Genomic DNA, 22,103 nt, shown 5'->3' on the forward strand with positions numbered 1-22,103 from the left:
GTTCCCGATGGCTGTCGCGCGTCATACGTGGGCCCGGCGCGGTGGCCCGGTTGCCCTGGAGATCTGCGTCGTCGCCGCGCTGTACTACGGCTCGGCCGAGATCGGTCTGCTCCAGCAGCAGGTGCGTGGCCAGGTCACCCCCCTGTGGCCGCCGAGCGGTATCGCGCTGGCCAGTCTGCTCCTGCGCGGGCCGCGGGTCTGGCCAGGGATCGCACTCGGGGCCTTTCTGGTCAACGTCACGCTCGGGCCGTCCCTCCTGGCCGTACTCGCGATCGTTTCGGGCAACACACTCGCACCTGTCTGCTCGTACGCCTTGCTCCGCCGTGCCGGGTTCCGCGGCGAGATGAACCGCCTGCGTGACGTCCTCGCGCTGATCTTCCTCGGCGCCTTCACCGGCATGCTGGTCAGCGCCACGACGGGCACGGGGACGCTCGTCGTCACCGGGGCGCTGGACGCCGGCGACTTCTGGTCGACGTGGTCGGTCTGGTGGACCGGCGACGCGATGGGCGTACTGGCGGTCACACCGGTCGTGCTCGTTCTCCGCCGGGCGCGCCTGCCCACGGGTGCCTCACCGTCCCGGTGGGCGGAGGCGATCCTGCTCCTGGCGGTCACGGTCTTCGTCGGTTTCGTCGAGACCAGCAGCACACCACTGCTGTTCCTCGGCTTCCCGCTGCTGATCTGGGCGGCCTTCCGCTTCCAGCTGGCCGGGGCCGCGCCCTGCGCCCTCGCCGTGTCCACCTTCGCGATCATCGCGGCTGCGCAGAAGGCGGGCCCGTTCGCCGGTCACGACCTGTTCACCAACATGATCACCCTGCAGGCGTTCAACGGCTCGGCCTCGCTGACCGCCCTGCTGCTCGGAGCGGTAGTCAGCGAACGCGCCCAGACCGAGAGGGAGATCGCGCTGGCGTGCAGACAGCTCGCCGAGTTGGCCACCAAGATCGCCACCAGCGACCGCCGCCCGACGCTTGGCGTCACTGGGGGTGAGCAGGAAATTAGGGACACGGCCCCGAAGTGACGAAGGGCCCCGCCCCACTGCAGTGGAGCAAGGCCCTGCCCGGAGAGAAACCCCGGGCACTCTGTCGGGACGACAGGATTTGAACCTGCGACCCCTTGACCCCCAGAAGCTGACGCCGAGGTCAGGGCGTCCACCCAGTCCAGGGGGTCCGGCAAACGTCCAGGTCACAGTCCTGATGCGTCGGAAGGTGTGAGCCGGTCTGTGAGAAATGTGTGAGACGCCCTCTCCTCTATACATGGGGTTTGTCGTGTCACCAGAGCCTCGTAAACGAGTGGTAGCAGCGTTGGTGACTCTTTGATCCGTGAGGCGCGAAGCGCCTGCCTAGTGGATCTACACGGCTCTAGCCTGCCCCTGACCTGTGCTTGCCCCAGGGTTCGCCAGAGGCCGGCCATGCTGGTCCGCACAGGTAGTCTGGTGGCTCATCGGAGAGTGTGGCCCAGACGATCTTGCCCGTGGTGGACTGCCGGACACCCCAGTCATCGGTCATGGCGCTGATTAGGCGCAGTCCCCGGGCTTCATGGATACGAGGAGGTAGCCACTCGGTGAGTGGGTCTTCAACTTCGATCATCAGGGTCTGGCTAGTTGCTTGGAGTCGTAGACCAATCTCGGTCGAGGCCGGCTCACGACGCACGACCGCCTTGACCGCGTTGTCGACCAACTCTGTCACGACGAGCTTCGCGTCATCGAGTAGCTGGCCAAGTCCCCAGCAGGTGAGGGCGTAGGAAGTAAGTTGCCGTGCTCTGACGGTTGCGGCTCCGGAAGCAGGGATCGTCAGGCTCATGGAGCGGGGATAAGGGCTGGCCATCGCAGACCTCCCGGCGGTCGCTTACAAGCGTCATCCCACTGGGAGGGCGGCGTCAATGCCGGTAGGCCTTCGTGTGGTCGCGATGTTGATCGGCTACGTACCCGCTTGACGTGCGGTAGCGGAAACCTGGAGAGTCGTTCGCGTACGGTCAAACATGAGGCTTATCGTTGCCTTCAGCATTTCTTGACCCAGACCGGAAGCATAAGCTTCTTTCGTTTTCCAGTGTGCGGCCCAAGGGATGCTGTGATTTTCAATCCGGTACTCGACGCCGACAGCCCTATTCATCCCGTTCACGATCCGGAAGTAAAATGCTGGAATCACCTTCAAGAAGAAGGTGAACAATGCACCACCGAATTGATGGGACTCCCTTGCGTCAAAGGATGCAATACATTCCCCTGGCCGGCTAGCCGGTTCGTCCAAGAAGTGAACATGAATCGGTTTGCCAAGCTCGTACTTAGCCGCCGGTACGGTGAGGTAGCACTGAAGTTCTAGGTGATGTATATGCTCCGGATTTGAGTCTACCCTCGTTACTTCGATTTTCCCTTTCATCGGATTTGGCAAACTTCGAAAGTACATTTGCTTGACGGGCGGCTCGAAGCTTGGCAGTACCACGTCGAGGAATGTGTGGTACGCGGTGCCCGCGTCAGCTGGAAGCGTGTCTTTGATCAGCATCTTGGATCCCCTCGCTTGGCATCGTGACTTGGAGATCGATTCCACCTGCCAGTCGTACCTACAATCCGTCATACACCCACTTAGGTACTGTCGCATCTCGGGAGCTCTTTAGACGGATAGGAGGGTTTATCGGCGGTAACTTGTTCAATATCTTGGCAGAGAGTGAAACCTCACGACGCACGACCGCCTTGACCGCGTTGTCGACCAACTCTGTCACGACGAGCTTCGCGTCATCGAGCAGCTGGCCAAGTCCCCAGCAGATGAGGGCGTAGGAAGTGAGCAACTGCGCTTTGACGGTCGCGGCATCGGAAGCGGGGAACGTCAAGCCCATTGAGCGGGGGCAGGCACTGGCCATCACAGACCTCCCAGCGGTGCATTTCAAGCGTCATCCTGCTGGGAGGGTGGCGTCAACGTTAGTAGGCCTTCGTGCGTTCGAAGTCAGTGATGTTGATCTTTACGTTGGCGTCTTTGATCACCGTTGGCATTTCGCCCGTCGTTGTCTGGCCTGGTTGGACGTTGTTCACGTACTCGGTCGAGTTGGCGACACGGGTACCGCTTGCGTTCACGGCCTCCCAGTTCCAGGAGTAGTTGGACTTCTCTGAGCTGTTGTTCTTGATCGTCCAGGTGACCCAGATGTCTGTGAACCCGGCTTGCGAGCGGTCATCGATCTTGAAGCTGATTAGGTCCTTGCGTTCGTTGGCCGCGGGATCTTCCCGGCCGCCCTGAGGCGACTCCCCTTGGTCAGTCTGCCGTTCTTCGGTCTGAGTCGGCGTAGTGGGCGCGGGCGTCGACCCGCCATCTTCGTCTGTGGTGCCGCAGCCCACGACTGTGGCCCCGCCGACTGTCATCAAGACTGTTACAACCGTTGCTGCAATAAGCCTGCGTTGCATGGCCGTGTCCCTCGTCGTGCTCTACCACCGTCGTACACCCGATCGGCGGGCGTGGCATTTCGAGAGCTGAGGGATCTGCCCGCCTACGCCTCTTGCGATCAGCCTTGACACACATGCCTCAAGATGTGACTAGAGTCAACTTGTGCAACGCTAGAAGCATCTGTCGGGGGGCTCTGAGGCCAAGCAGCATGATTGCTGCGGGTGTGGCGCTGGAGGACTCATGCGGAGTGATGACCTCAAGACGATCCACACGACTCGGGCGTGGGCCGGTCTTCTCGTTGTGCTAATAGGAGATCTCGCCATTGCCGTGGCTGCGCTGTGGGTTGCAATCGACATCGCATCGGGGACTGAGGCGGTAGCCATTCTTACAAGTGCATTCACCGCTGTAGTTGCGATAACCACTTCTTATTTCGGAATCAGGGCAGCCACGAACTCCGCTCAGACGGCAGTGGCCGCAATGAAGCCTATGCACTCAGATGACGGCGCAGAGCAGGTAAGTCCGCGCGCCCGAGGGGATACAGCGGGAAGTTGAAGGGAGCCCGTTATGCACTGGGGTTGGCTAGCTGCATTCCGCATTGTAGCGGCAGCGCTTGGGACGCTTGCGCTTGTCTTCGTCATCATTGGAACGTTCGATGATGGAGCCATTCGCAACACAGGACTTATCGGACTCTTGATTCTAGCCCTGGTTCTCTTGGTTGTTGCGACTCTTTCATGGCCCCAACATATTCGACGGGTTGAGCCGAATCCTATTATTCGCCCAGACGATGTTCAACAAGCAGTGAATCAAGGTATTAGTCAGCAAGTTGATGCTGCACTTCGGGAGACAGTTCCTCAGTTCATTGAGCGTATTAGAAATCTAGAACGCCTAGCAACACCTCGCCTTTGGAGGCCACCGTGGATGGCCACCTTTATGGCTGATCGAGAGAGAGAAGCTATTCTTAATGAACTCATAGATGGCACTAACGCTAGATTGCGCCCCCTTCAAATGCAGGACGTTATGCGAGACATCATGGCTGCTGGGTGGTTTGAACAACGTTAGGTGTCGCGTCGTCCGCAGGCGCATGGACAGGAGGAACATGGATTTGATTGAGTACATAGTAAATGATGGTGAGCACCCACAGGAAGGAAAGCAGCCCGGCTGTTAGGTACCTGATCCGTTTTGTTAGCTCGCGACTCAATGCCGAGGCGTCTCGTACGAGCAAAAGCGATGTCGCAAAGGTTGATGGTGTAAGCAGAAGAGCTACATGTGCAGCTGTTAGCTGATGGACAAAGAACCTCCACCCCACGACGATGGCGAATGTAGTGAACAGAACGATACCTAGCACAACCCAGTTAATAATGCGGATCGACGCTGTGGGATGCAGGAAGAACTTGATGTGCGCTACTCGCCCTCGCCTTTCAGAAGCAGAATAAATAAAGATCAGCTCTCTTTGCTCGATTTCCTCGAGGTGTCTGGATAGATCTTCTCCTTTGTCGTTAACCACTTCTACGAAAACTTCATGCTTTTTCTGCATCTCAACGTTAGGGTCAGCAATTCGAATGCTGACCTCGTTAGACCTCGCGTCTTTGAAAGAGACGACTGGGCCAAGGTCCTCACTCTTCATGAGGACGGTTGAGGTAATCTTTTTCCATAACCCTTCAGGGCTATTGTCTGGCATTTTGATATCGTCGATAGTTCGCATCTCCGTAATAGTCGCAAGAAAAGGCTCATTCAGGTTAATTTTACAGTCCACCAGGGCGATCCAAAAGCGCCCCAGAAACAGATAGAGGCTGAAGGCTTGTTGAGCCGCTCGGTTCACCTCGGGATGGTGTGGAATACTCTGAAAGTGCTGCAATTCGCTGATAAGCGATACTAGTTTGTTAAGGATATTTTCCATGTCCACGATCCGCCGGGGTGTATCTGATCTCTTCTTCTCAGAGGCGGGCATGGTGTTCTTCCCAGAGGCGGGCATGGTGTCGAGCCAAGGGAGAGCCAAAAGCGGGTTACGCGCTGCGTCATTTTCTTGCGTGCAGTCAAAAAATTGGGTTGGTACTCTCAACTTACTGTTGAGGACTCTGGTCCAATGCATTTGGACTGTAGAGTTCCTAATGTAGGCAGGAAACCAATTGTCCCGTACCTGTGCAGGTTTACCAGTTTGAAACTGGCACATCGCAAGCAAGAAATCCCCAATATCTCTGTCTGCGATAAGTCTTTCCAGCGTTTCATGGTCGCCACACTGATTAAACTTGACTTTTTCGACGACGTCTTTGATTCGCCGCTGGAGGAGATAATCCGCCGACAGGCGGTCACTAATGCTTCGCGGAATCCTGTAAACTGTTTTGCCGGCTACTTCAATATTGAGATCCAATAGCGGCTTCTTTGGGAAGGCCGCTAGCGGCAATCTTACCCAGACACCCTTACGGCGTCGGCTTGGCAGCGTCGCTGGATCTAGGGCATTTCCTATATCAGGGTCGCAATTGTCCGTAAGCGGGTTAGCATGCAGGACACGAGTTCGTTCGATCCAGAGAGTACTCGCATAATTAATGCGCTCTACGCATCGCACTCGCCAACTGAACCGGTTTTCCATGAGGGTAAACAGTGTTTCATTGTTTCGCAGATCCATTGAGAGAACCTTACAGGGCGCATTTGTGGGCCTTTTCATACTTCCCACACATCAAGTATCTTTAATCGACGTGAGGGTAATTTCACTCTTTTGACCCATTGCCTTTTTTGGCTGAATATCATACAATCCCATCCGTGGGCAAAGAAGGAAAACTTTCCAGGATTATTCAAAAGATTCGTCGATCGCCGCGGAGTGATCATTGCGATCGAGGCTGGAACGGTTAGGCCACAGGCGTTACCTGTCCGCTCAGCCGTTGCCGACTGACGGCCATGTCTCCTGTCGCCTTCCTTGTCATGTCACTGCGGCTTGGACTGCCCGTTCACGCTGTGAGAGTGCGTGAACCAGAAGGGGCAACCACGCTTTAAGCGTGGCCCACTCAGTCGCAGACGTTACCGGAATGCTGCCGCTGGGTGCAAAACTGGTTACGAAGAGTAAAAGCTACCCCCAGCGTGAGAAAGTGTGAGACGGCAAGCCCAGAAACGATCAAGGGCCTCGGCTCACATGATGTGATCCAAGGCCCTGACCTGCGACTACGGAGCGGACTCCAAGTCGGGACGACAGGATTTGAACCTGCGACCCCTTGACCCCCAGTCAAGTGCGCTACCAAGCTGCGCCACGTCCCGTTGCCCATCTGACCTGGGGATTCCCCCAGCCGAACGCGCAGGGAAACAATACCGCACTCGCGCCGGTGATCGCGCATCCGTTTCCGGGCACCCGCCGCTTGACCTCAACATTGGTTGAGGTTGCACGCTCGTGCGCATGACGAACGCGACGGACATGACATACAGCTACGCCGATCTGCCGGGGCTCATGGGCCTGATGACCGGCGACGAGAAGCACGGCCCGGCCGCGACGTCCACGCTGGACGTGCTGTGGGTGCTGTACGACCGGGTGCTGCGGGTGAGCCCTGAGGGGATGGCCGACCCGGAGCGGGACCGGTTCCTGCTGTCGAAGGGGCACGGGCCGATGGCGTACTACGCCGTGCTGGCCGCCAAGGGCTTCATCCCGGTGGAGTGGCTGCCCGGCTTCGGCTCGTACGACTCCCCCCTCGGTCACCATCCCGACCGCACGCTCGTGCCGGGGGCCGAGATCGGCAGCGGATCGCTCGGGCACGGGCTGCCGATCGCCGTCGGCACGGCACTGGGGCTGCGCGCCCAGGGGCTCGACGAGCCGCGGGTGTGGGCGCTGATCGGGGACGCCGAGCTGGACGAGGGCAGCAACCACGAGGCGATCGCCTTCGCCGGGCCCGCCGGGCTCGACCGGCTGCACACCGTCGTCGTCGACAACTCCTCCGCGTCGTACGCGCGGCCCGGCGGGATCGCCACCCGCTTCCAGGCGGCGGGCTGGTCCGCGCTGACCGTCGACGGCCGTGACCACGAGGCGCTGTACGCCGCCTTCACCGCGCCGCACCCGGGCCGCCCGCACGTGGTCGTGGCCCGCGTCGAGCCCAAGTCCGCCTGACCTCCCCCGCCGGAAAGGAACCAGAACTCCATGGACACCATGCGTGACCGTTTCGCCCCTGTCGTCTCCCGGCTGCTCGACGAGGATCCCCGGGTCGCCGTCGTCCTCGCCGAGATCGGCAGGGACGGCTTCACCGAGGCCGCCCGGCGCCACCCCGACCGGGTCGTCAACGTGGGTATCCGCGAGCAGCTCCTGGTCGGGGCGGCCGCGGGGCTGGCGCTGACCGGGCTGCGGCCCGTCGTGCACACCTTCGGCAGCTTCCTCGTCGAGCGGCCCTTCGAGCAGGTCAAGCTGGATCTCGGGCACCAGGACCTGGGCGCGGTGCTGGTGAGCGCCGCCGCCTCCTTCGACTGGCCGGCGGGCGGCTACACCCACATGGCGCCGGGCGACGTGGCACTGCTCGACACCCTGGACGGCTGGAGCGTCCATGTGCCGGGCCACCCGGACGAGGCCGAGACGCTGCTGCGGCACGCGGTCGCCGCGGGCGACGACAAGGTCTACGTGCGGCTGTCCGTCCAGTCCAACGGGCGGGCGCTGCCGGTCGACGGGGAGCATTTCCGCACGGTCCGCGAGGGGCGCTCCGGTGTCGTGGTCGCCGTCGGGCCGATGCTCGACACGGTGCTCGCCGCCACCGAGGGCCTCGACGTCACGGTCCTGTACGCGACCACCGTCCGCCCCTTCGACGGGGCCGCCCTGCGCCGGGCCACCCGGGCGGCCGGGACGGACGTCGTCCTCGTCGAGCCCTACCTGGCGGGCACCTCGACGGCCGCCGCGAACGACGCGCTGTCCGAGGTGCCGCACCGGGTACTGGGGCTGGGCGTGGGCCGTCGCGAACTGCGGCGGTACGGGCAGGTGGCGGAGCATGTCGCCGCCCACGGCCTCGACGCCCGGTCGCTGCGGGAGCGCATCGGGGGGTTCGTCGGGGCGACGGCTCCGGCGTGAGACCCGGAGGTCACTCCCCCGCCGCCAGGCCCAGCCGGGGGTGTGCCTCCAGGAGCCGGGTCGGGGCGGCCTGACGCCAGGAGTCGGCCAGGATGTCCCGCAGTTCGCCCTCGTCCTCCAGCGCGTCGAGCCGGGCCCGCACCCAGGCGAACTGCGCCTCGTGGTCGGCGATCCAGAACTTCTCCGGCTCGGCGAGCACCAGTTCGTCCCGCTCCTCCTTGGGGCAGCGCACGGCGATGGACGTCTCGTCCTCCGGCAGCGTGGCGAACATCTTTCCCGCGACCCGGAACGTGGGCATGCTCCAGGCGATCTTCTCCGTCGTGTCCGGCAGGGACAGAGCGATACGTCGTACGTCTTCGGCATCCGGCATGGCAGGCACCGTATCGGCTGCCACTGACAATCACCTGGTGAGAGCGGTCGCCGGTACGTGCTTGTAGTGGATCGTCGTCGGCCTCAGCTCCCCGTCGGGGCTCGCCGCGTAATCGGGGATCGCGCCGATCGCGGTCCAGCCTGCGGAGCGGTACAGGTGCTCGGCGGGGCTGCCGGTCTCGGTGTCCAGGTGCAGGAGGGTGACACCGGCCTCGGCGGCGGCGCCCTCCGCCGTGGCCAGGAGCCTGCGCCCGAGACCTCGGCCCCGGGTGTCCCGGTGCACCATGAGCTTGACGAGTTCGGCACGGTGACGGCTGTTCGGCTTGGCGGGGAAGGCCAGGCTCACGGTGCCCAGCACCCGGTCCCCGTCGTACGCCGCCCACACGGCGAGCCGTCCCGCTGCCACGTCGCCCGCCCGCTCCTCCCACCAGGCGAGCGCCTCCGCACGGTCGAGCGGAGCGAGGAAGCCGACCGAGGCACCGCCGTTCACGGTGTCGGTCAGCAGATCCGCCAATGCCCCGGCGTGCCGGAGCAGTTGAGCCTCGTCCAGACGGATCACGGCCGCACCACCGCCAGCAGGTACCGGACGCCCTCGGGAGCGGCGCACCGGAACCGGGTCGGGCCCCACACGCGCATGCGCAGGCAGTCGCCGGTGCCGAGGTGGTGCTCGGTGTCCTGCGCGGTCACGTCGAGGGCTCCTTCCAGGATCCAGATGTGCTGTTCCAGGCCGGTTACGGGCGGACGGTCGTAGGCGATGTCGGCGCCGGGCGAGAGGCGTCCCTCGACGAGCTCGCCGCGCAGGGCGGAGTGCGGCGGCGACACGGACCGCCGTACGAAGCCGGAGGCCTGGTCCTGCCAGACGGGCTGGTCGGCGGCCCGCAGCACGGGTGCCGGCTCCGCCTCGACCTCGCTGAGCAGTTGGGACATGGTCCGCCCGTAGACGGCACACAGGCGGTTCAGGAGGGAGGCCGTGGGACTGATCTCCGCCCGCTCGGCCCGGGACAGGGTGGAGCGGCTCACTCCACTGCGCTCGGCCAACTCGCCCAGGGAATAGCCGTGTTCGGTCCGCAGTTCGGCCAGACGGGCGCCCAGCCGGGTGTCGACCGGGTCCAGGTCGTCTCTCATATCCGGGACGCTATCCCGGATATGAGACGAGGGCGTTAACGAGTCCTCACACCTGGGCCGCCGCGCCGAGCGCGTCCAGCACCGGGCGGATCAGGGGATGTTCCTCGGCTCCCCGGCGTACGGCGGCGAAGACCCGTCGGGTGGGGGCCGTGCCGTCGACGGGGCGGACGACCACTCCGGCGAGGTCCATGCCGCGCAGCGCCGAGCGCGGCACGAGGGCGACGCCCGCGTCGGCGGAGGCGAGGGCGACGACCGCGCGGAAGTCGTCCGAGGAGTGCTCCATGCGCGGCTGGAAGCCGGCGTTCTCGCAGGCCAGGACCACCACGTCATGGCAGGGGTTGCCGGGGTACGGGCCGATCCACGCGTCCTTGGCCAGTTCGGCGAGCGGGACCTCCGCCGCGTCGGCCAGACGGTGGGTGACCGGCACGACCGCGTCGAACGGCTCGGCGTACAGCGGCACATGGGTCAGCCGTGGGTCGTCGGCCGCGGGGGCGCCCCGGTACTCGACGGCGACGGCGACATCGACCTGCCGGTCCAGGACCATCGGCAGGCTGGCGTCGCCCTCGGCGTCCTGGACGCGGATGCGGATCCCGGGCGCCGACTCGGCGAGGCGGGCCACCGCCGGCGCGACGACCAGCGCAATGCCGGTGGCGAAGGAGGCGACCGTGACGGTGCCGGCCGCGCCCGAGCTGTAGGCGGCGAGCTCCGCCTCGGCCCGCTCCAGCTGGGCGAGGACCGCGTTGGTGTGGCTGAGCAGGATCTCGCCGGCAGGGGTGAGGCGTACGCCCTTGGCGCCGCGCTCGACGAGCCGGTGCCCGGTCTCCTGCTCCAGCGCGGCGAGCTGCTGGGACACGGCCGAGGGGGTCAGATACAGCGCGGCGGCAGCCGCCGTCACCGTGCGGTGGTCGGCCACCGCACGGAGGATGTGGAGCCGCCGCGCTTCGATCATGCGATCGATTCTCTCAGGTCGCCGGTGTTTTTCAGCCGGCCAGCTCCGCCCGTGCCGCCACGAAGGCGTCGACCGCGCGGTTGACGTCCTGCGTCGAGTGCGCGGCCGACAACTGGACGCGGATCCGGGCCTGGCCCTGCGGCACGACCGGGTACGAGAAGCCGATCACGTACACGCCGCGCTCCAGCAGCAGCTCCGCCATGCGCCCGGCGACCGCCGCGTCGCCGATCATCACCGGGGCGATGGCGTGGTCACCGGGGAGCACGTCGAAGCCCTCCTCGGTCATGCGGCCGCGGAAGAGGGCCGTGTTCTCGGCGAGCCGGACGCGCAGGTCGTCCGCCGACTCCAGCAGGTCGAGCACCTTCAGGGAGGCCGCCGCGATCACCGGGGCGAGGGTGTTGGAGAAGAGGTACGGCCGGGAGCGCTGGCGCAGCAGGGCGACGATCTCGGCGCGGGCGGCGACATAGCCGCCGGAGGCGCCGCCGAGGGCCTTGCCGAGGGTGCCGGTGATGATGTCGACGCGGTCCATGACGCCGTGCAGCTCGGGCGTGCCGCGGCCGCCGGGGCCGACGAAGCCGACGGCGTGCGAGTCGTCGACCATGACCATCGCGTCGTAGCGGTCGGCGAGGTCGCAGATCTCGCGCAGAGGGGCCACGTAGCCGTCCATGGAGAAGACGCCGTCGGTGACGATCAGGCGGCGGCGCGCGTCGGAGGCCTCCTTCAGGCGGGCCTCCAGCTCGGCCAGATCACGGTTGGCGTACCGCAGGCGGCGGGCCTTGGACAGCCGGATGCCGTCGATGATCGACGCGTGGTTGAGCGCGTCGGAGATGACCGCGTCCTGAGGACCGAGCAGCGTCTCGAACACGCCGCCGTTGGCGTCGAAGCAGGAGGAGTACAGGATCGTGTCCTCCTGGCCGAGGAACGTCGACAGCCGCGCCTCCAGCTCCTTGTGCACCTCCTGGGTGCCGCAGATGAAGCGGACGGACGCCATGCCGTAGCCCCAGCGGTCCAGGGCCTCGTGCGCGGCGGCGACGACCTCGGGGTGGTCGGCGAGGCCGAGGTAGTTGTTGGCGCAGAAGTTGAGGACCTCGCCGGGGCGGCCACCGGCGGTGACGTTCACGGTGGCGGACTGCGGGCTGCCGATCACGCGCTCGGGCTTGTGCAGGCCGGCGGCGCGGATCTCGTCGAGGGTGGCGCGCAGGTCGTCGCGCACGGAGTCGAACATGAAGGCTCCTGAAGTGCTTGGCGGTGAGGGGGAGTTACGCGGTCCAGTCGAGGATGACCTTGCCGCCGCGGCCGCTCGCCGCGTCGGCGAACGCCGCCTCGAAGTCGCGGAAGCCGTACCGGCCGGTGATCACGGGCGCGAGATCGAGGCCGCCTTCCAGCAGCACGGACATCGCGTACCAGGTCTCGAACATCTCGCGGCCGTAGATGCCCTTGACGGTGATCATCGAGGTGACGATCCGGGCCCAGTCGACGGGGAACTCCTGCGCGGGCAGGCCGAGCATCGCGATCCGGCCGCCGTGCGTCATGTTGGCGATCATGTCCCGCATGGCCTCGGGGCGTCCGGACATCTCCAGGCCGATGTCGAAGCCCTCACGCAGGCCGAGCGTGCGCTGCCCGTCGGCGATGGTCGCGCCCGCGACATTGAGCGCGAGGCTGACCCCGACCTTGCGGGCCAGTTCCAGCCGCTCCTCGCTGACGTCGGTGATCATGACGTTGCGGGCTCCGGCGTGCCGGGCCACGGCGGCGGCCATCAGCCCGATCGGGCCCGCGCCGGTGATCAGGACGTCCTCGCCGACGAGCGGGAACGACAGCGCGGTGTGCACGGCGTTGCCGAACGGGTCGAAGATCGCGGCCACGTCGAGGTCGACGGGCACCCGGTGCACCCAGACGTTGGCAGCGGGCAGGACGACGTACTCGGCGAAGGCCCCGTCCCGGCCCACACCCAGCCCTATGGTGGCCCGGCACAGGTGGCGGCGGCCGGCCTGGCAGTTGCGGCACTTGCCGCACACCAGGTGGCCCTCGCCGCTCACCCGGTCGCCGACGGCGATGTCGGTGACGTCCCGCCCGGTCTCGACGACCTCGCCGACGAACTCGTGCCCGACCACGAGCGGGGTGCGGATCGCCTGCTGCGCCCAGCCGTCCCAGGCCCTGATGTGCAGGTCGGTGCCGCAGATACCGGTGCGCAGCACCTTGATCAGTACGTCGCCGGGCCCGACAGCCGGCTCCGGGACGTCCGCGAGCCACAGCCCGGGCTCCGCCTTCTGTTTGACCAGCGCCTTCACCGCTACGGCTCCAGGGGGTGAGTCCCGGGTCCGGGCACGCCGAAGGTGCCCCTGGGCCGGGAGAGGAGTGGAATCGCACAGCAATCTGCCGTACGGCGGCCGCACCGGTCCATCGAGGTTTTCTTAAGCGGCGCCTCAGCTTTCCTTCACGCCCGCCCGGGTGCGCCGTGGAAACCCGGGGCGTGTCAGTAGGGCAGCCTGCCGTCCCAGCCCTCCAGCTGTACGACGAGCTGCGCGGCGTGTTCCTTGATGGCCGTCAGGCCCGGCTTCCCCCACGGCCGGGGCCCGACGTCGGCGACGCTGACCGTGCCCAGCACCAGGCCCGTACCGTCGATGAGCGGTGCTCCCAGATAGGAGCGGATACCGAACTCGTCGACCACCGGATTGCCCGCGAACCGCGGATAGTCGTGGACGTCCTCCAGGACCAGGGCCTTGCGTCGCGCCACCACATGGGGGCAGAAGCCATGGTCGCGGGGCAGCGTACGGCCCACCCGGGGGCTGGAGCCGTCGCTGCGCACCACCGGCGCGACGGCCGGAACGTACAGGCCCGCGTAGAACTGGCCCCGCTCGTCCGGGAAGTTGACCATGGCGTACGGCGCCCCGGTGAGCTCGGCGAGGCCGTGCGCGAAGGCGTCGAGTGCGGGTTCGGGGCGCTCCCCCAGACCCAGCAGGCGCAGTCGGCCGGCTCGGGCGGGGGCCTCCTTGTCCTCGGGTGTGAGCAGCAGACGACCGGCCGGGCGCGGCGGGTCGTAGCTCATGGGCGTCCTCCCGGACTGTGGGCATGTGTCATATACGGGCTCCCTGGGGGGTGTTGGGGGATCACATGTGGCGTTCACATGTGGGCGCCATACCCCGTGGTGGTGGCGGGCGCATGGGCGATGAGGTGACGCACGAGGGTCAGCAGGGTCTGGACCCCGGAGCTGGAGATCCTGGCGTCGCAGCACACGACGGGGATCTCCTCGGAGAGATCGAGGGCCGCGCGCACCTCCTCCGGGTCGTAGCGGTAGGCGCCGTCGAACTCGTTCACGGCGACGATGAAGCCGAGGCCGCGCTGTTCGAAGAAGTCGACGGCCGCGAAACACTCCTCGAGCCGGCGGGTGTCGGCGAGGATGACCGCCCCGAGCGCGCCCTCGCACAACTCGTCCCACATGAACCAGAACCGCTCCTGTCCGGGGGTGCCGAACAGGTACAGCACGTGTTTCGGGTCGAGCGTGATGCGGCCGAAGTCCATGGCCACGGTCGTCTCGACCTTGTTCTCGATGCCGTCGAGGTTGTCGGTCGCGGCACTGACGGTGGTGAGCAGCTCCTCCGTGCTGAGCGGCGCGATCTCGCTGACCGCACCGACGAAGGTCGTCTTGCCCACGCCGAACCCGCCCGCCACCAGGATCTTGAGGGCGGTGGGGAAGGGATCGCCGCCGTGGCCGGAAGCGTCGGCGTAGTCAGAGCTGTCGTCGTAGTCCATCGAGCACTGCCTCCAGAAGGGCCCGGTCCGTCGGGTTGTGGTGGAACGCGGGGGGCTTGGTGGTCAGCGCCCCGCAGTCGACGAGGTCCGCCAGCAGCACCTTGGTGACGGCCACCGGCAGCTTCAGATGGGCGGCGACCTCCGCGACCGCGACGGGCACACTGCACCGCTCGAGTGCCTGCGCGTGCTCGGGGCCGAGGTAGCCGAGGGGGGTCGCCCCGGTGGCCATCACCTGCGACATCAGGTCGAGCGCGACGGTGGGACGGGTGCGGCCGTTGCTGACCGTGAACGGGCGCACCAGCCGCCCGGCCGCGTCGTCGAGCCAAGGCCCGTCACCGGCCGCCGCCACGCTCAAGGCCTCATCGCCGGGGATTCGACGGACTGCTGGCGGGGAGCGGTGACCAGGTACGGGCGGACGCTCTTGACCAGCATCGCCATCTCGTAGCCGAGGACGGCCGCGTCGGCCTCGCGGCCGGCGAGCACGGCCAGGCAGGTGCCGGAGCCGGCGGTGGTGACGAACAGCAGGCTCGAGTCGAGTTCGACCACGACCTGCCGGACGTCGCCGCCGTCGCCGAAGCGGACGCCGGCGCTGCGGCCGAGGGAGTACAGGCCGGAGGCCAGGGCGGCCATGTGGTCGGCGCTGTCCGGGTCGAGGCCGTGCACGGACTTCACGAGCCCGTCGCAGGACAGGAGCACCGCGGCGCTCGTGTGCGGTACGCGCTGCACGAGGCCGCTCATCAGCCAGTCGAGATCGGATACATGGGCGGTCGGCGCATCGCTCGCCATGGTGGATCGACTCCTTGAGGTACGAAGGTCTGCGGGAGCGCTGGGGGTGGGGGTGGAAACGGGCGTGGTCATCCGGCGGGTGCGCTCCCGTCGTGCCGGGTGGTGGTGTGGTCGGGGCGGGACGCGGTCGCACCGTCCCGTGCGCCGCGCGCCTCGGATATGCGGGCCGCGTCCACGGTGGAGAGGGACTCGGTGTGCACCGGCTCCATGGGAATCGGGTCCCGGCGTGTGGGCTCCCCGTGTGTGGGTTCCCTGTGTGTGGGCTCCCTGTGGAGCGGCGTCACGTGTGCCGACTCCATGCGTGCCGACTCCGTGTGCGTCGGCTCCGTGTCGCCCCACTCCATGTTCCCGGCCTCCATGTGCTGTTGGGCCTCGGCAAGGCTGATGCCACGCTGGAAGGCCGCCATCAGACCGGGATCGTGGCCGACGAGGAACTCGGAGTCCTGGCGCGGCGTGGGACCGTCGCGCAGCTGGGGTGCGATGTGTTCCTGGGCACGGCGGCGGGGCAGTTGGGGCTTGCCCATGGTGCCGCGCACCGTGCCGTTGCGCGGGGTGGGCGGGGCGGTCACGTTCTCCGCGAGGATGCGCCGGTCGTCGGGGCTGATGCCGGGCCTCGCCTCGGCCGGGTTGGGCCGCTCCCGATGGGCCCCGCGCACGGGCAGCGGCGCGGGCCGGCCACTCTGCGCGCTTCCGCCCGAGGACCGTTCGGCCTCCTGCTGATGCGCCCTGGACGCGGCGCCCGCGGTCTGCGGGACCGACGGCAACGCTTCGGACGCGGTACCCGACCCGGAGGGGAACCGGTACACGACCGAGGTCCCTGACGCAGCCTCCACGGCTGGGGACGACCCCCTCCTGGACGCCGCTCCGGCTCCGGACTCGGGCCCGCTCCCGGCTGAATCTCCAGCCCCGACCACAGGCTGTCCGAGCTGGCCGGTGCCCCCGGGCGCGCCCGCCTCCGCCCCCAGCAGCGCCTGCGGCACGACGAGCACCGCCTGCACTCCGCCGTAGATGTTGCTCTGGAGGCGGACGGTGATGCCGTGCCGCCGGGCCAGCTGCGAGACGACGAACAACCCGATGCGGCCGTCCGCGAGGAGCCGGGCGACGTTCACCTGGTCCGGGTCGGCGAGCAGGGCGTTCATCCGCGTCTGCTCCTCCAGGGGCATGCCCAGTCCACGGTCCTCGACCTCGACGGCGAGCCCGGAGGTGACGAGGTTGGCGCGCAGCAGCACCTGGGTGTGCGGGGCGGAGAACACCGTGGCGTTCTCGACGAGTTCGGCCAGCAGGTGGATGACGTCGGCCACGGCGTGTCCGCGCAGGGTGCCGTCGATCGGCGGCACGAGCTTGACCCGCGAGTACTGCTCGACCTCGGCGATGGCCGAGCGCAGCACCTCGGTCATGGAGACCGGGTTGCTCCACTGGCGGCGCGAGACGGCCCCGCCGAGCACGGCGAGGTTCTCGGCGTGGCGGCGGATGCGGGTGGCGAGGTGGTCGACGTGGAAGAGCCCCTTGAGCAGGTCGGGGTCCTCCATCTCGTTCTCGAGCTCGTCGAGGATGGAGATCTCGCGGTGCACGAGCGACTGCAGGCGCCGGGCGAGATTGACGAACACCTCGAGCTTCTGTTCGCTGCCCGCCTGGCTGGAGAGCTGGGAGGCCTGGACGACGGCGGTGACGGCGCCGTCGTGCGCACGGGTGAGGTCGGCGGCGAGGAGTTCGAAGTCGTCGGCGCCCTCGGCGGGGCCGCCGCGTGGACTGCTCTGCGGGCCGGGCTGCGGCGGTCCGTCGCCGCGGCGCAGCGTCTCGACCAGGGCGCGCAGGTCGGCCTCGCGCCGCGTGGTGGTGCGGCGCAGGACGCCGATGCGGTCGTGCACGGACCGGGCGACCCGGTTGGCGGCCACCGCGGCGACGACGATGCCGACGAGGGTCACCGAGACCGCCCCGGCGAGCACGGCCCACAGCATCAGCCCCGGCCGCGCGCCGGTGGACCGGACGGTGAAGAGGACGGCGGCACAGCCGCTGAGGGCGACGGCGATGGGCGGCAGCACGGCGATACGCAGCAGTTGGGGCCGTATGTGGGTCTCGGGCAGCGCGGGTGCGGTGCGGGCGGCCGGCCGCCCGTGCCGCCCGCCCTCACGGCGGTCTGCGCGTGCGGCCGGGGCGCGGAGGTGAGACATCGGTGTCCTCGTACTGGTCCGTCGGTCCTGGATGCCAGGGGGGCTTGCGGTGGCACGACCGGGCTCACGCGGCCGCTTGCGCGCGCCCCGAGCCGCCCGCCCGGCCTCGGCCGGCGCCCGCCCGGCACCGCCGCGTCCGGAGTCCGGGTGCTGCCCGGAACCGGAGGAGGCCACCACGGCGGCCCCCGTCCCGGTGTCGGTCGTGCGCGGGCAGCGGGAATCCCCCTCGCGTCGACTCCCTCGTCCGCCATGCGCCTGCACGTGCCGGTCCCCACTCCCTGTCCGCCTGTTTCCCGACGGACACTGACAGTAGTCGTCAGCGCATCATGTGCGGTGGGCAGTTGACAAACTCATACGGAAAGCGTCCCGCTCTGGTATGAGGTCTCGCACGACAGACCGATAACCCCCTGACATCTCCGGACGTGAACGACAACAGTCCGATCCGACCTGGTCAGAAGCGGTCACACAGATATGGCGAGGGCCGGGGAGCCTCTCGCTCCCCGGCCCTCGCCGTCGACCCTCCGCTCGCTCCGGCTCAGCCCGCCGGGAGCGTTTCGGGGTCCTCCGTACCCTTGTCCGCCTTGCCGCCACCGTCACTCAGCGTATCGGCCTGGGCCACGGCTGCCGCGCCCGACGTGGTCTTGATCGCGGCGTCGGCGAAGGCTTCGCCGGCCGGGAAGCCACCCGCCGGGGCGAGCGCCACCCCACGCCACCACGGCTCGGACGGGACGTTCTCGGCCGTGGGCTCGAAGGGCTCACCGGGGTGGGGCAGGGCGACACGGGCGCCCACGGCACGGGCGGCCGCGACCGTCCCCTCGCCGGGATCCGCCCACGGATGTGTCGCCAGGTTGAACGTGCCCCAGTGGATCGGCAGCATCGGGCCGTGCTCCGGTCCGCCCTGGAGGTCGAGGTGGGCGCGCATGCCCTCGTCGGGGGTCATGTGGATGTCGGGCCAGAAGTCGGAGTACGCGCCGATCTGGATCATCGTGGCGTCGAACGGCCCGTGCTCGGCGCCGATCTCCTTGAAGCCGTCGAAGTAGCCGGTGTCTCCGCTGTGGTAGATCCGGTGCTCCTCGCCGGCGACGACCCAGGAGGCCCACAGGGTGTGCTGGGTGTTGCGCAGCCCTCGGCCGCAGAAGTGCCGGGCCGGAGTGGCCGTCAGGGTGAGGCCGCCGATCTTCGTCGACTCGTGCCAGTCCAGTTCGTGCAGCCGGCCGGCGGACACGCCCCAGTGCTCCAGGTGCGCCCCGACGCCGAGCGGCACGGCGAACAGCGTGTCCGTGCCGGCCAGGGCCTTGATGGTGGGCATGTCCAGATGGTCGTAGTGGTCGTGCGAGATGACCACGACGTCGACCGGGCCGAGCGCGGCCAGCGGCAGGGGCACCGGGTGCAGCCGCTTCGGCCCGGCGAACGGGAACGGGGAGCAGCGCTCGCCCCACACCGGGTCGAACAGCACGCGCCGGCCGTCGATCTCGGCGAGCACGCTGGAGTGCCCCATCCAGGTCAGCCGCAGCCCGGTGGCCGGGGGCCGGGCGATGTCGGCGAGGGTGGTGGCGTGCACCGGCACGGTGCCCTTCGGGGCACGGCGGGGCCGGCTCTCCTTGTCGAAGAAGACCTTGGCGAAGTCGAGGGTGGAGCCCGAGGGCCGGGTCCGCGCGGGACCTCCGGGGTTCTGGAAGACCCCATCCTTGAAGTGGGGCGATCTGCGGATGCGCGCCATGCGCTCACCGCTCGGGTCCGCGCCGAACGCCCCGGGCCGGAGCGCGCGGAGCCCGGAGCTCAGGGAACGGAAACCGGCCACGGTACCTCCAGGTGGAGTCGGTCAGGCTTTCCATTATGGTCGGCCCCTCCGACAACACCGGGGCCCAGGGGTCCCACGACGGTGATACTGAACGCACATTCAGTTATCACGGCGAAGGAGCCCGCATGGCCGGCCCCCTGCTGTCCCTCACCTGGACCGACCACATCACCGGGCGCCAGGGCTTCCTGGTCGTCGACCGGCTGGTGCGCGGTGTCGCCAGCGGCGGTCTGCGGATGCGCGCGGGCTGCACCCTGGACGAGGTCACCGGCCTGGCCCGCGGCATGACCATGAAGGAGGCCCTCCACTACGACCCCGCGAGCCGCTACGTCCCGCTGGGCGGCGCCAAGGGCGGCATCGACTGCGACCCGCACGACCCGGAGGCCTACCCGCTGCTGGTGCGGTACCTGCGCGCCATGCGGCCGCACATCGAGAGCTTCTGGACGACCGGCGAGGACCTCGGGCTCACCCAGGACCTGGTGGACCGGGCCGCGGCCGAGGCGGGCCTGGTCTCCTCCATCCAGGCCGTGTACCCGTTGCTGGACGACGAGGCCGAGGCCCGGCGGCGGCTGAGTGCCGCGTTCGCGGTCGAGGTGGACGGCATCGGCCTGGACGAGCTGGTCGGCGGCTGCGGTGTCGCCGAGGCGGCCCTCACGGCGCTGGATGGCGCTGGGGTGCCCCACGCGGGGACACGGGTCGCACTCCAGGGGCTGGGCACCATGGGCGGGGCCACCGCGCGCTTTCTCACGCGCGCGGGACTCACGGTCGTCGCCGTCGCCGACATCAAGGGCACGATCGCCAACCCGGCGGGGCTGGACGTCGAGGCGCTGCTCGCCGCGCGGGATGCCCACGGCACCGTGGACCGCTCCGCGCTGCGCCCCGGCGACCGCGAACTGCCGGGCGACGCCTGGCTGTCGGCCGACACGGACGTGCTGGTGCCGGCGGCCGTCTCGTACGCGATCGACGCCGGGAACCAGGAGCGGATCACCGCCCGCTGGGTCGTCGAGGCGGCCAACATGCCCGTACGACCGGAGGCGGAGCTGCTGCTCGCCACGCGCGGGGTGACCGTGCTGCCGGACGTCGTGGTCAACTCCGGGACGAACGCCTGGTGGTGGTGGACGCTGTTCGGGGACATCGGCGCCGACGCCGAGGAGGCGTTCGCGCACACGCGCCGCTCGATGCGCTCCCTGGTCGAGCGGATGCTGACCCGCGCACGGGCCGACGGCACGACACCGCGGGCCGCCGCCCACGCGCTCGTGGCGGACCGGCTGCCGGTCATAGCGGAACGGTTCGGCTGGTACCGCTGACGGACGTCCGGACAGCCCCGGGCCCTTTCCGGACCGGCCGAATACACCGGTCAAGAGGGTGCAGGGGCCTGTGTAGGGTGACGGCGTGGCGAGAGTCCGGTTGAGCGTGGCGGAGCGGCGCGGGGAGCTGCTGCGGGCCGCCGTCGAGCAGATCGAGGCCCGGGGTGTGGCGGCGGTCAGGATCGCCGACGTGGCCTCGGCGCTCGGTGTGAGCAACGCGCTGGTGCTCTACCACTTCTCGACCAAGGAGAAGCTGGTCGCCGCCGCGTTCCGGCACGCGGCCGAGGCCGACCTCGCCCATCTGCGCAGACTGCTCGGCCGCCGTACGTCGGCACTGCGCCGACTGCGGTCGGCCGTACGGTGGTACGCCCCGACCGGCCAGGCCAAGGGCTGGCGGCTGTGGATCGAGGGCTGGGCGGCGGCGCTGCGCGAGCCCGCGCTGCGGGAGGTCACCCAGGACCTCGACAGGCAGTGGAAGGCGGCCCTCGCCGAGGTCATCACGGAGGGCATGGCGGCCGGCGAATTCCACTGCCCCGACCCCCACGGCACGGCCCTGCGCCTCACCGCCCTCCTCGACGGCCTCGCCGTCCAGCTGACGTCCTACCCGGGCGCGGTGCCGCGGGCACGGGCCCAGGAGTGGGCCGAGGAAGCACTGGCCCGCGAACTTGGCCTGGAGCCGACGGCCTTGACCCGCCCCACCCCAAACGGCCGCCTATCCGCGACCGACGGTGCCGCCTGAGCTCGTTCCGGGTTTGCTGTGGAGGACCTCGCGGGCCTGCTCCGCGGCACGGATGAGGCTCTCCGCGACGAAGTCGACGAAGCGGGCGATGTTCTCCAGGCGGGTGGCGGCCGGGGTGTCGGGACCGAGGACGCCGACGCCCTGCCGTGCGGCCGCGGCCAGTTGGGCGCTGGACCGGGCGCTGGCGATCATCGACTGATAGAAGACGTCGTCGTCGACGGCGTAGCGCTCGCGGCGGCCCTCGCCGCGCTCCCGGCGGATGAGGCCCTGACTCTCCAGGAACGCGACCGCTTTCGACACGGACGCCGGGCTGACCTGAAGGTGCCGGACGAGTTCGGACGCGGTGAGGCTGCCCGCGTCGGTGGTGTAGAGGCAGGTCAGCACGCGGGACATCATCTTGGGCAGGCCCTGCTGCATGAGGAGGGTCGTGAACATCTCCTCGTACTCGCGCACGGCCTCGACGTCACGTCCGTGGGCCGGCGCAGGCGCCTGTGCCCCCCGGGGAGCGGCCTGCCTGCGCCGATGGGTCCGGCGCTCGGTGGCGCGGTGGGCCAGGTCGGCACGGTAGGCGGTCGGGCCGCCGTTGCGCATCACCTCACGCGTGATCGTCGAGGTCGGACGACCAAGACGCCTGGCGATCTCCGCGTAGGCGAGGCCGTCACCCAGCCCCTGCGCGATCTGCTGACGTTCCTGCTGGGTGAGCCTGCCTCCCGGCATAGCG

General features: G+C 68.0%; 22 protein-coding genes and 1 tRNA gene. 5 read left to right on the plus strand and 18 right to left on the minus strand.

Annotation, left to right across the window (positions count from 1 at the left end; translation table 11 throughout):
- Nucleotides 1-7 precede the first annotated feature (7 nt).
- Nucleotides 8-1,015, plus strand: a complete 1,008-nt coding sequence (locus MQE23_RS06965; RefSeq protein WP_020271093.1) for an MASE1 domain-containing protein — start codon at nucleotides 8-10, stop codon at nucleotides 1,013-1,015.
- Between the two features lie 340 nt (nucleotides 1,016-1,355).
- Here MQE23_RS06965 and MQE23_RS06970 read toward each other — a convergent pair whose 3' ends face one another.
- The 5 genes from MQE23_RS06970 to MQE23_RS06990 all read right to left on the minus strand — a co-directional run bounded on the left by MQE23_RS06970 (nucleotide 1,356) and on the right by MQE23_RS06990 (nucleotide 6,608).
- Nucleotides 1,356-1,796, minus strand: coding sequence for an ATP-binding protein (locus MQE23_RS06970; protein WP_243378573.1), 441 nt, complete (start codon nucleotides 1,794-1,796; stop codon nucleotides 1,356-1,358).
- Between the two features lie 117 nt (nucleotides 1,797-1,913).
- Nucleotides 1,914-2,492: a hypothetical protein gene (locus tag MQE23_RS06975; RefSeq protein ID WP_243378574.1), complete on the minus strand. Its 579-nt coding sequence runs from the start codon at nucleotides 2,490-2,492 to the stop codon at nucleotides 1,914-1,916.
- Nucleotides 2,493-2,905: 413 nt separating this feature from the next.
- A complete protein-coding gene (locus MQE23_RS06980) occupies nucleotides 2,906-3,382 on the minus strand; it encodes a hypothetical protein (protein ID WP_243378575.1) in 477 nt (158 codons plus the stop codon).
- A gap of 1,007 nt (nucleotides 3,383-4,389) precedes the next feature.
- Nucleotides 4,390-5,985, minus strand: a complete 1,596-nt coding sequence (locus tag MQE23_RS06985) for a hypothetical protein (protein ID WP_243378576.1) — start codon at nucleotides 5,983-5,985, stop codon at nucleotides 4,390-4,392.
- Between the two features lie 549 nt (nucleotides 5,986-6,534).
- A tRNA-Pro gene (locus MQE23_RS06990) sits at nucleotides 6,535-6,608 on the minus strand.
- A gap of 136 nt (nucleotides 6,609-6,744) precedes the next feature.
- Between MQE23_RS06990 and MQE23_RS06995 the strand changes: the two genes are divergently transcribed.
- Nucleotides 6,745-7,446 carry a transketolase gene (locus tag MQE23_RS06995; protein ID WP_243378577.1) on the plus strand — a complete coding sequence of 234 codons (702 nt, stop codon included), beginning with the start codon at nucleotides 6,745-6,747 and terminating at the stop codon, nucleotides 7,444-7,446.
- A 30-nt stretch (nucleotides 7,447-7,476) separates the two neighbouring features.
- Complete coding sequence (locus MQE23_RS07000; protein ID WP_243378578.1) at nucleotides 7,477-8,388, plus strand: transketolase C-terminal domain-containing protein; 912 nt, start codon at nucleotides 7,477-7,479, stop codon at nucleotides 8,386-8,388.
- A gap of 10 nt (nucleotides 8,389-8,398) precedes the next feature.
- Here MQE23_RS07000 and MQE23_RS07005 read toward each other — a convergent pair whose 3' ends face one another.
- The 12 genes from MQE23_RS07005 to MQE23_RS07060 form a co-directional block, all read right to left on the minus strand.
- Nucleotides 8,399-8,758 (minus strand): MmcQ/YjbR family DNA-binding protein, encoded by a 360-nt coding sequence (locus tag MQE23_RS07005; protein ID WP_020270920.1) that lies wholly within the window; start codon nucleotides 8,756-8,758, stop codon nucleotides 8,399-8,401.
- Nucleotides 8,759-8,788: 30 nt separating this feature from the next.
- Complete coding sequence (locus MQE23_RS07010; RefSeq protein ID WP_243378579.1) at nucleotides 8,789-9,316, minus strand: GNAT family N-acetyltransferase; 528 nt, start codon at nucleotides 9,314-9,316, stop codon at nucleotides 8,789-8,791.
- Entirely contained in the window at nucleotides 9,313-9,882 is a 570-nt protein-coding gene (locus MQE23_RS07015) for an XRE family transcriptional regulator (protein WP_243378580.1), read from the minus strand. The genes MQE23_RS07010 and MQE23_RS07015 overlap by 4 nt, the downstream gene beginning before the upstream one ends.
- 46 nt (nucleotides 9,883-9,928) lie before the next feature.
- Complete coding sequence (locus MQE23_RS07020; protein ID WP_020270917.1) at nucleotides 9,929-10,831, minus strand: LysR family transcriptional regulator; 903 nt, start codon at nucleotides 10,829-10,831, stop codon at nucleotides 9,929-9,931.
- A 31-nt stretch (nucleotides 10,832-10,862) separates the two neighbouring features.
- Nucleotides 10,863-12,056 carry a glycine C-acetyltransferase gene (locus MQE23_RS07025; RefSeq protein WP_020270916.1) on the minus strand — a complete coding sequence of 398 codons (1,194 nt, stop codon included), beginning with the start codon at nucleotides 12,054-12,056 and terminating at the stop codon, nucleotides 10,863-10,865.
- A 34-nt stretch (nucleotides 12,057-12,090) separates the two neighbouring features.
- The gene (tdh, locus tag MQE23_RS07030; RefSeq protein WP_020270915.1) at nucleotides 12,091-13,119 is read right to left on the minus strand and encodes an L-threonine 3-dehydrogenase; all 1,029 of its coding nucleotides are present in this window, start codon (nucleotides 13,117-13,119) and stop codon (nucleotides 12,091-12,093) included.
- Nucleotides 13,120-13,304: 185 nt separating this feature from the next.
- Nucleotides 13,305-13,877: a GAF domain-containing protein gene (locus tag MQE23_RS07035; protein WP_020270914.1), complete on the minus strand. Its 573-nt coding sequence runs from the start codon at nucleotides 13,875-13,877 to the stop codon at nucleotides 13,305-13,307.
- A gap of 74 nt (nucleotides 13,878-13,951) precedes the next feature.
- The gene (locus MQE23_RS07040) at nucleotides 13,952-14,581 is read right to left on the minus strand and encodes an ATP/GTP-binding protein (protein ID WP_020270913.1); all 630 of its coding nucleotides are present in this window, start codon (nucleotides 14,579-14,581) and stop codon (nucleotides 13,952-13,954) included.
- Complete coding sequence (locus tag MQE23_RS07045) at nucleotides 14,559-14,930, minus strand: DUF742 domain-containing protein (protein ID WP_010044672.1); 372 nt, start codon at nucleotides 14,928-14,930, stop codon at nucleotides 14,559-14,561. The genes MQE23_RS07040 and MQE23_RS07045 overlap by 23 nt, the downstream gene beginning before the upstream one ends.
- Before the next feature lie 2 nt (nucleotides 14,931-14,932).
- Nucleotides 14,933-15,367, minus strand: coding sequence for a roadblock/LC7 domain-containing protein (locus tag MQE23_RS07050; RefSeq protein ID WP_082319778.1), 435 nt, complete (start codon nucleotides 15,365-15,367; stop codon nucleotides 14,933-14,935).
- A 68-nt stretch (nucleotides 15,368-15,435) separates the two neighbouring features.
- Nucleotides 15,436-17,538 (minus strand): ATP-binding protein, encoded by a 2,103-nt coding sequence (locus MQE23_RS07055; protein WP_243378581.1) that lies wholly within the window; start codon nucleotides 17,536-17,538, stop codon nucleotides 15,436-15,438.
- A gap of 535 nt (nucleotides 17,539-18,073) precedes the next feature.
- Nucleotides 18,074-19,339, minus strand: a complete 1,266-nt coding sequence (locus MQE23_RS07060) for an MBL fold metallo-hydrolase (protein ID WP_243378582.1) — start codon at nucleotides 19,337-19,339, stop codon at nucleotides 18,074-18,076.
- 125 nt (nucleotides 19,340-19,464) lie between these two features.
- Between MQE23_RS07060 and MQE23_RS07065 the strand changes: the two genes are divergently transcribed.
- Both MQE23_RS07065 and MQE23_RS07070 read left to right on the plus strand, forming a co-directional pair.
- Complete coding sequence (locus MQE23_RS07065; RefSeq protein ID WP_020270910.1) at nucleotides 19,465-20,643, plus strand: glutamate dehydrogenase; 1,179 nt, start codon at nucleotides 19,465-19,467, stop codon at nucleotides 20,641-20,643.
- 85 nt (nucleotides 20,644-20,728) lie between these two features.
- Nucleotides 20,729-21,382 carry a TetR/AcrR family transcriptional regulator gene (locus MQE23_RS07070; protein WP_243378583.1) on the plus strand — a complete coding sequence of 218 codons (654 nt, stop codon included), beginning with the start codon at nucleotides 20,729-20,731 and terminating at the stop codon, nucleotides 21,380-21,382.
- On the opposite strand, the gene MQE23_RS07075 is transcribed toward MQE23_RS07070, so the two are convergent.
- Nucleotides 21,356-22,099 (minus strand): helix-turn-helix domain-containing protein, encoded by a 744-nt coding sequence (locus tag MQE23_RS07075; protein ID WP_020270908.1) that lies wholly within the window; start codon nucleotides 22,097-22,099, stop codon nucleotides 21,356-21,358. The genes MQE23_RS07070 and MQE23_RS07075 overlap by 27 nt on opposite strands.
- Nucleotides 22,100-22,103: the final 4 nt, after the last annotated feature.

The sequence above is a fragment of the Streptomyces sp. HP-A2021 genome (assembly GCF_022807935.1).
In the GTDB taxonomy this organism is placed as follows: Bacteria; Actinomycetota; Actinomycetes; order Streptomycetales; family Streptomycetaceae; genus Streptomyces; species Streptomyces afghaniensis.

Bases quoted from the DNA above. Each gene is read 5' to 3' on its own strand.
- MQE23_RS07020 (WP_020270917.1), bottom strand. From the start codon at position 10,831: ATGATCGAAGCGCGGCGGCTCCACATCCTCCGTGCGGTGGCCGACCAC.
- MQE23_RS07075 (WP_020270908.1), bottom strand. From the start codon at position 22,099: ATGCCGGGAGGCAGGCTCACCCAGCAGGAACGTCAGCAGATCGCGCAG.
- MQE23_RS07000 (WP_243378578.1), top strand. From the start codon at position 7,477: ATGGACACCATGCGTGACCGTTTCGCCCCTGTCGTCTCCCGGCTGCTC.
- MQE23_RS07025 (WP_020270916.1), bottom strand. From the start codon at position 12,056: ATGTTCGACTCCGTGCGCGACGACCTGCGCGCCACCCTCGACGAGATC.
- MQE23_RS06995 (WP_243378577.1), top strand. From the start codon at position 6,745: ATGACGAACGCGACGGACATGACATACAGCTACGCCGATCTGCCGGGG.
- MQE23_RS06965 (WP_020271093.1), top strand. From the start codon at position 8: ATGGCTGTCGCGCGTCATACGTGGGCCCGGCGCGGTGGCCCGGTTGCC.
- MQE23_RS07005 (WP_020270920.1), bottom strand. From the start codon at position 8,758: ATGCCGGATGCCGAAGACGTACGACGTATCGCTCTGTCCCTGCCGGAC.
- MQE23_RS06980 (WP_243378575.1), bottom strand. From the start codon at position 3,382: ATGCAACGCAGGCTTATTGCAGCAACGGTTGTAACAGTCTTGATGACA.
- MQE23_RS06985 (WP_243378576.1), bottom strand. From the start codon at position 5,985: ATGGATCTGCGAAACAATGAAACACTGTTTACCCTCATGGAAAACCGG.
- MQE23_RS07035 (WP_020270914.1), bottom strand. From the start codon at position 13,877: ATGAGCTACGACCCGCCGCGCCCGGCCGGTCGTCTGCTGCTCACACCC.
- MQE23_RS07065 (WP_020270910.1), top strand. From the start codon at position 19,465: ATGGCCGGCCCCCTGCTGTCCCTCACCTGGACCGACCACATCACCGGG.
- MQE23_RS07040 (WP_020270913.1), bottom strand. From the start codon at position 14,581: ATGGACTACGACGACAGCTCTGACTACGCCGACGCTTCCGGCCACGGC.
- MQE23_RS06970 (WP_243378573.1), bottom strand. From the start codon at position 1,796: ATGAGCCTGACGATCCCTGCTTCCGGAGCCGCAACCGTCAGAGCACGG.
- MQE23_RS07050 (WP_082319778.1), bottom strand. From the start codon at position 15,367: ATGGCGAGCGATGCGCCGACCGCCCATGTATCCGATCTCGACTGGCTG.
- MQE23_RS07055 (WP_243378581.1), bottom strand. From the start codon at position 17,538: ATGTCTCACCTCCGCGCCCCGGCCGCACGCGCAGACCGCCGTGAGGGC.
- MQE23_RS07015 (WP_243378580.1), bottom strand. From the start codon at position 9,882: ATGAGAGACGACCTGGACCCGGTCGACACCCGGCTGGGCGCCCGTCTG.
- MQE23_RS06975 (WP_243378574.1), bottom strand. From the start codon at position 2,492: ATGCTGATCAAAGACACGCTTCCAGCTGACGCGGGCACCGCGTACCAC.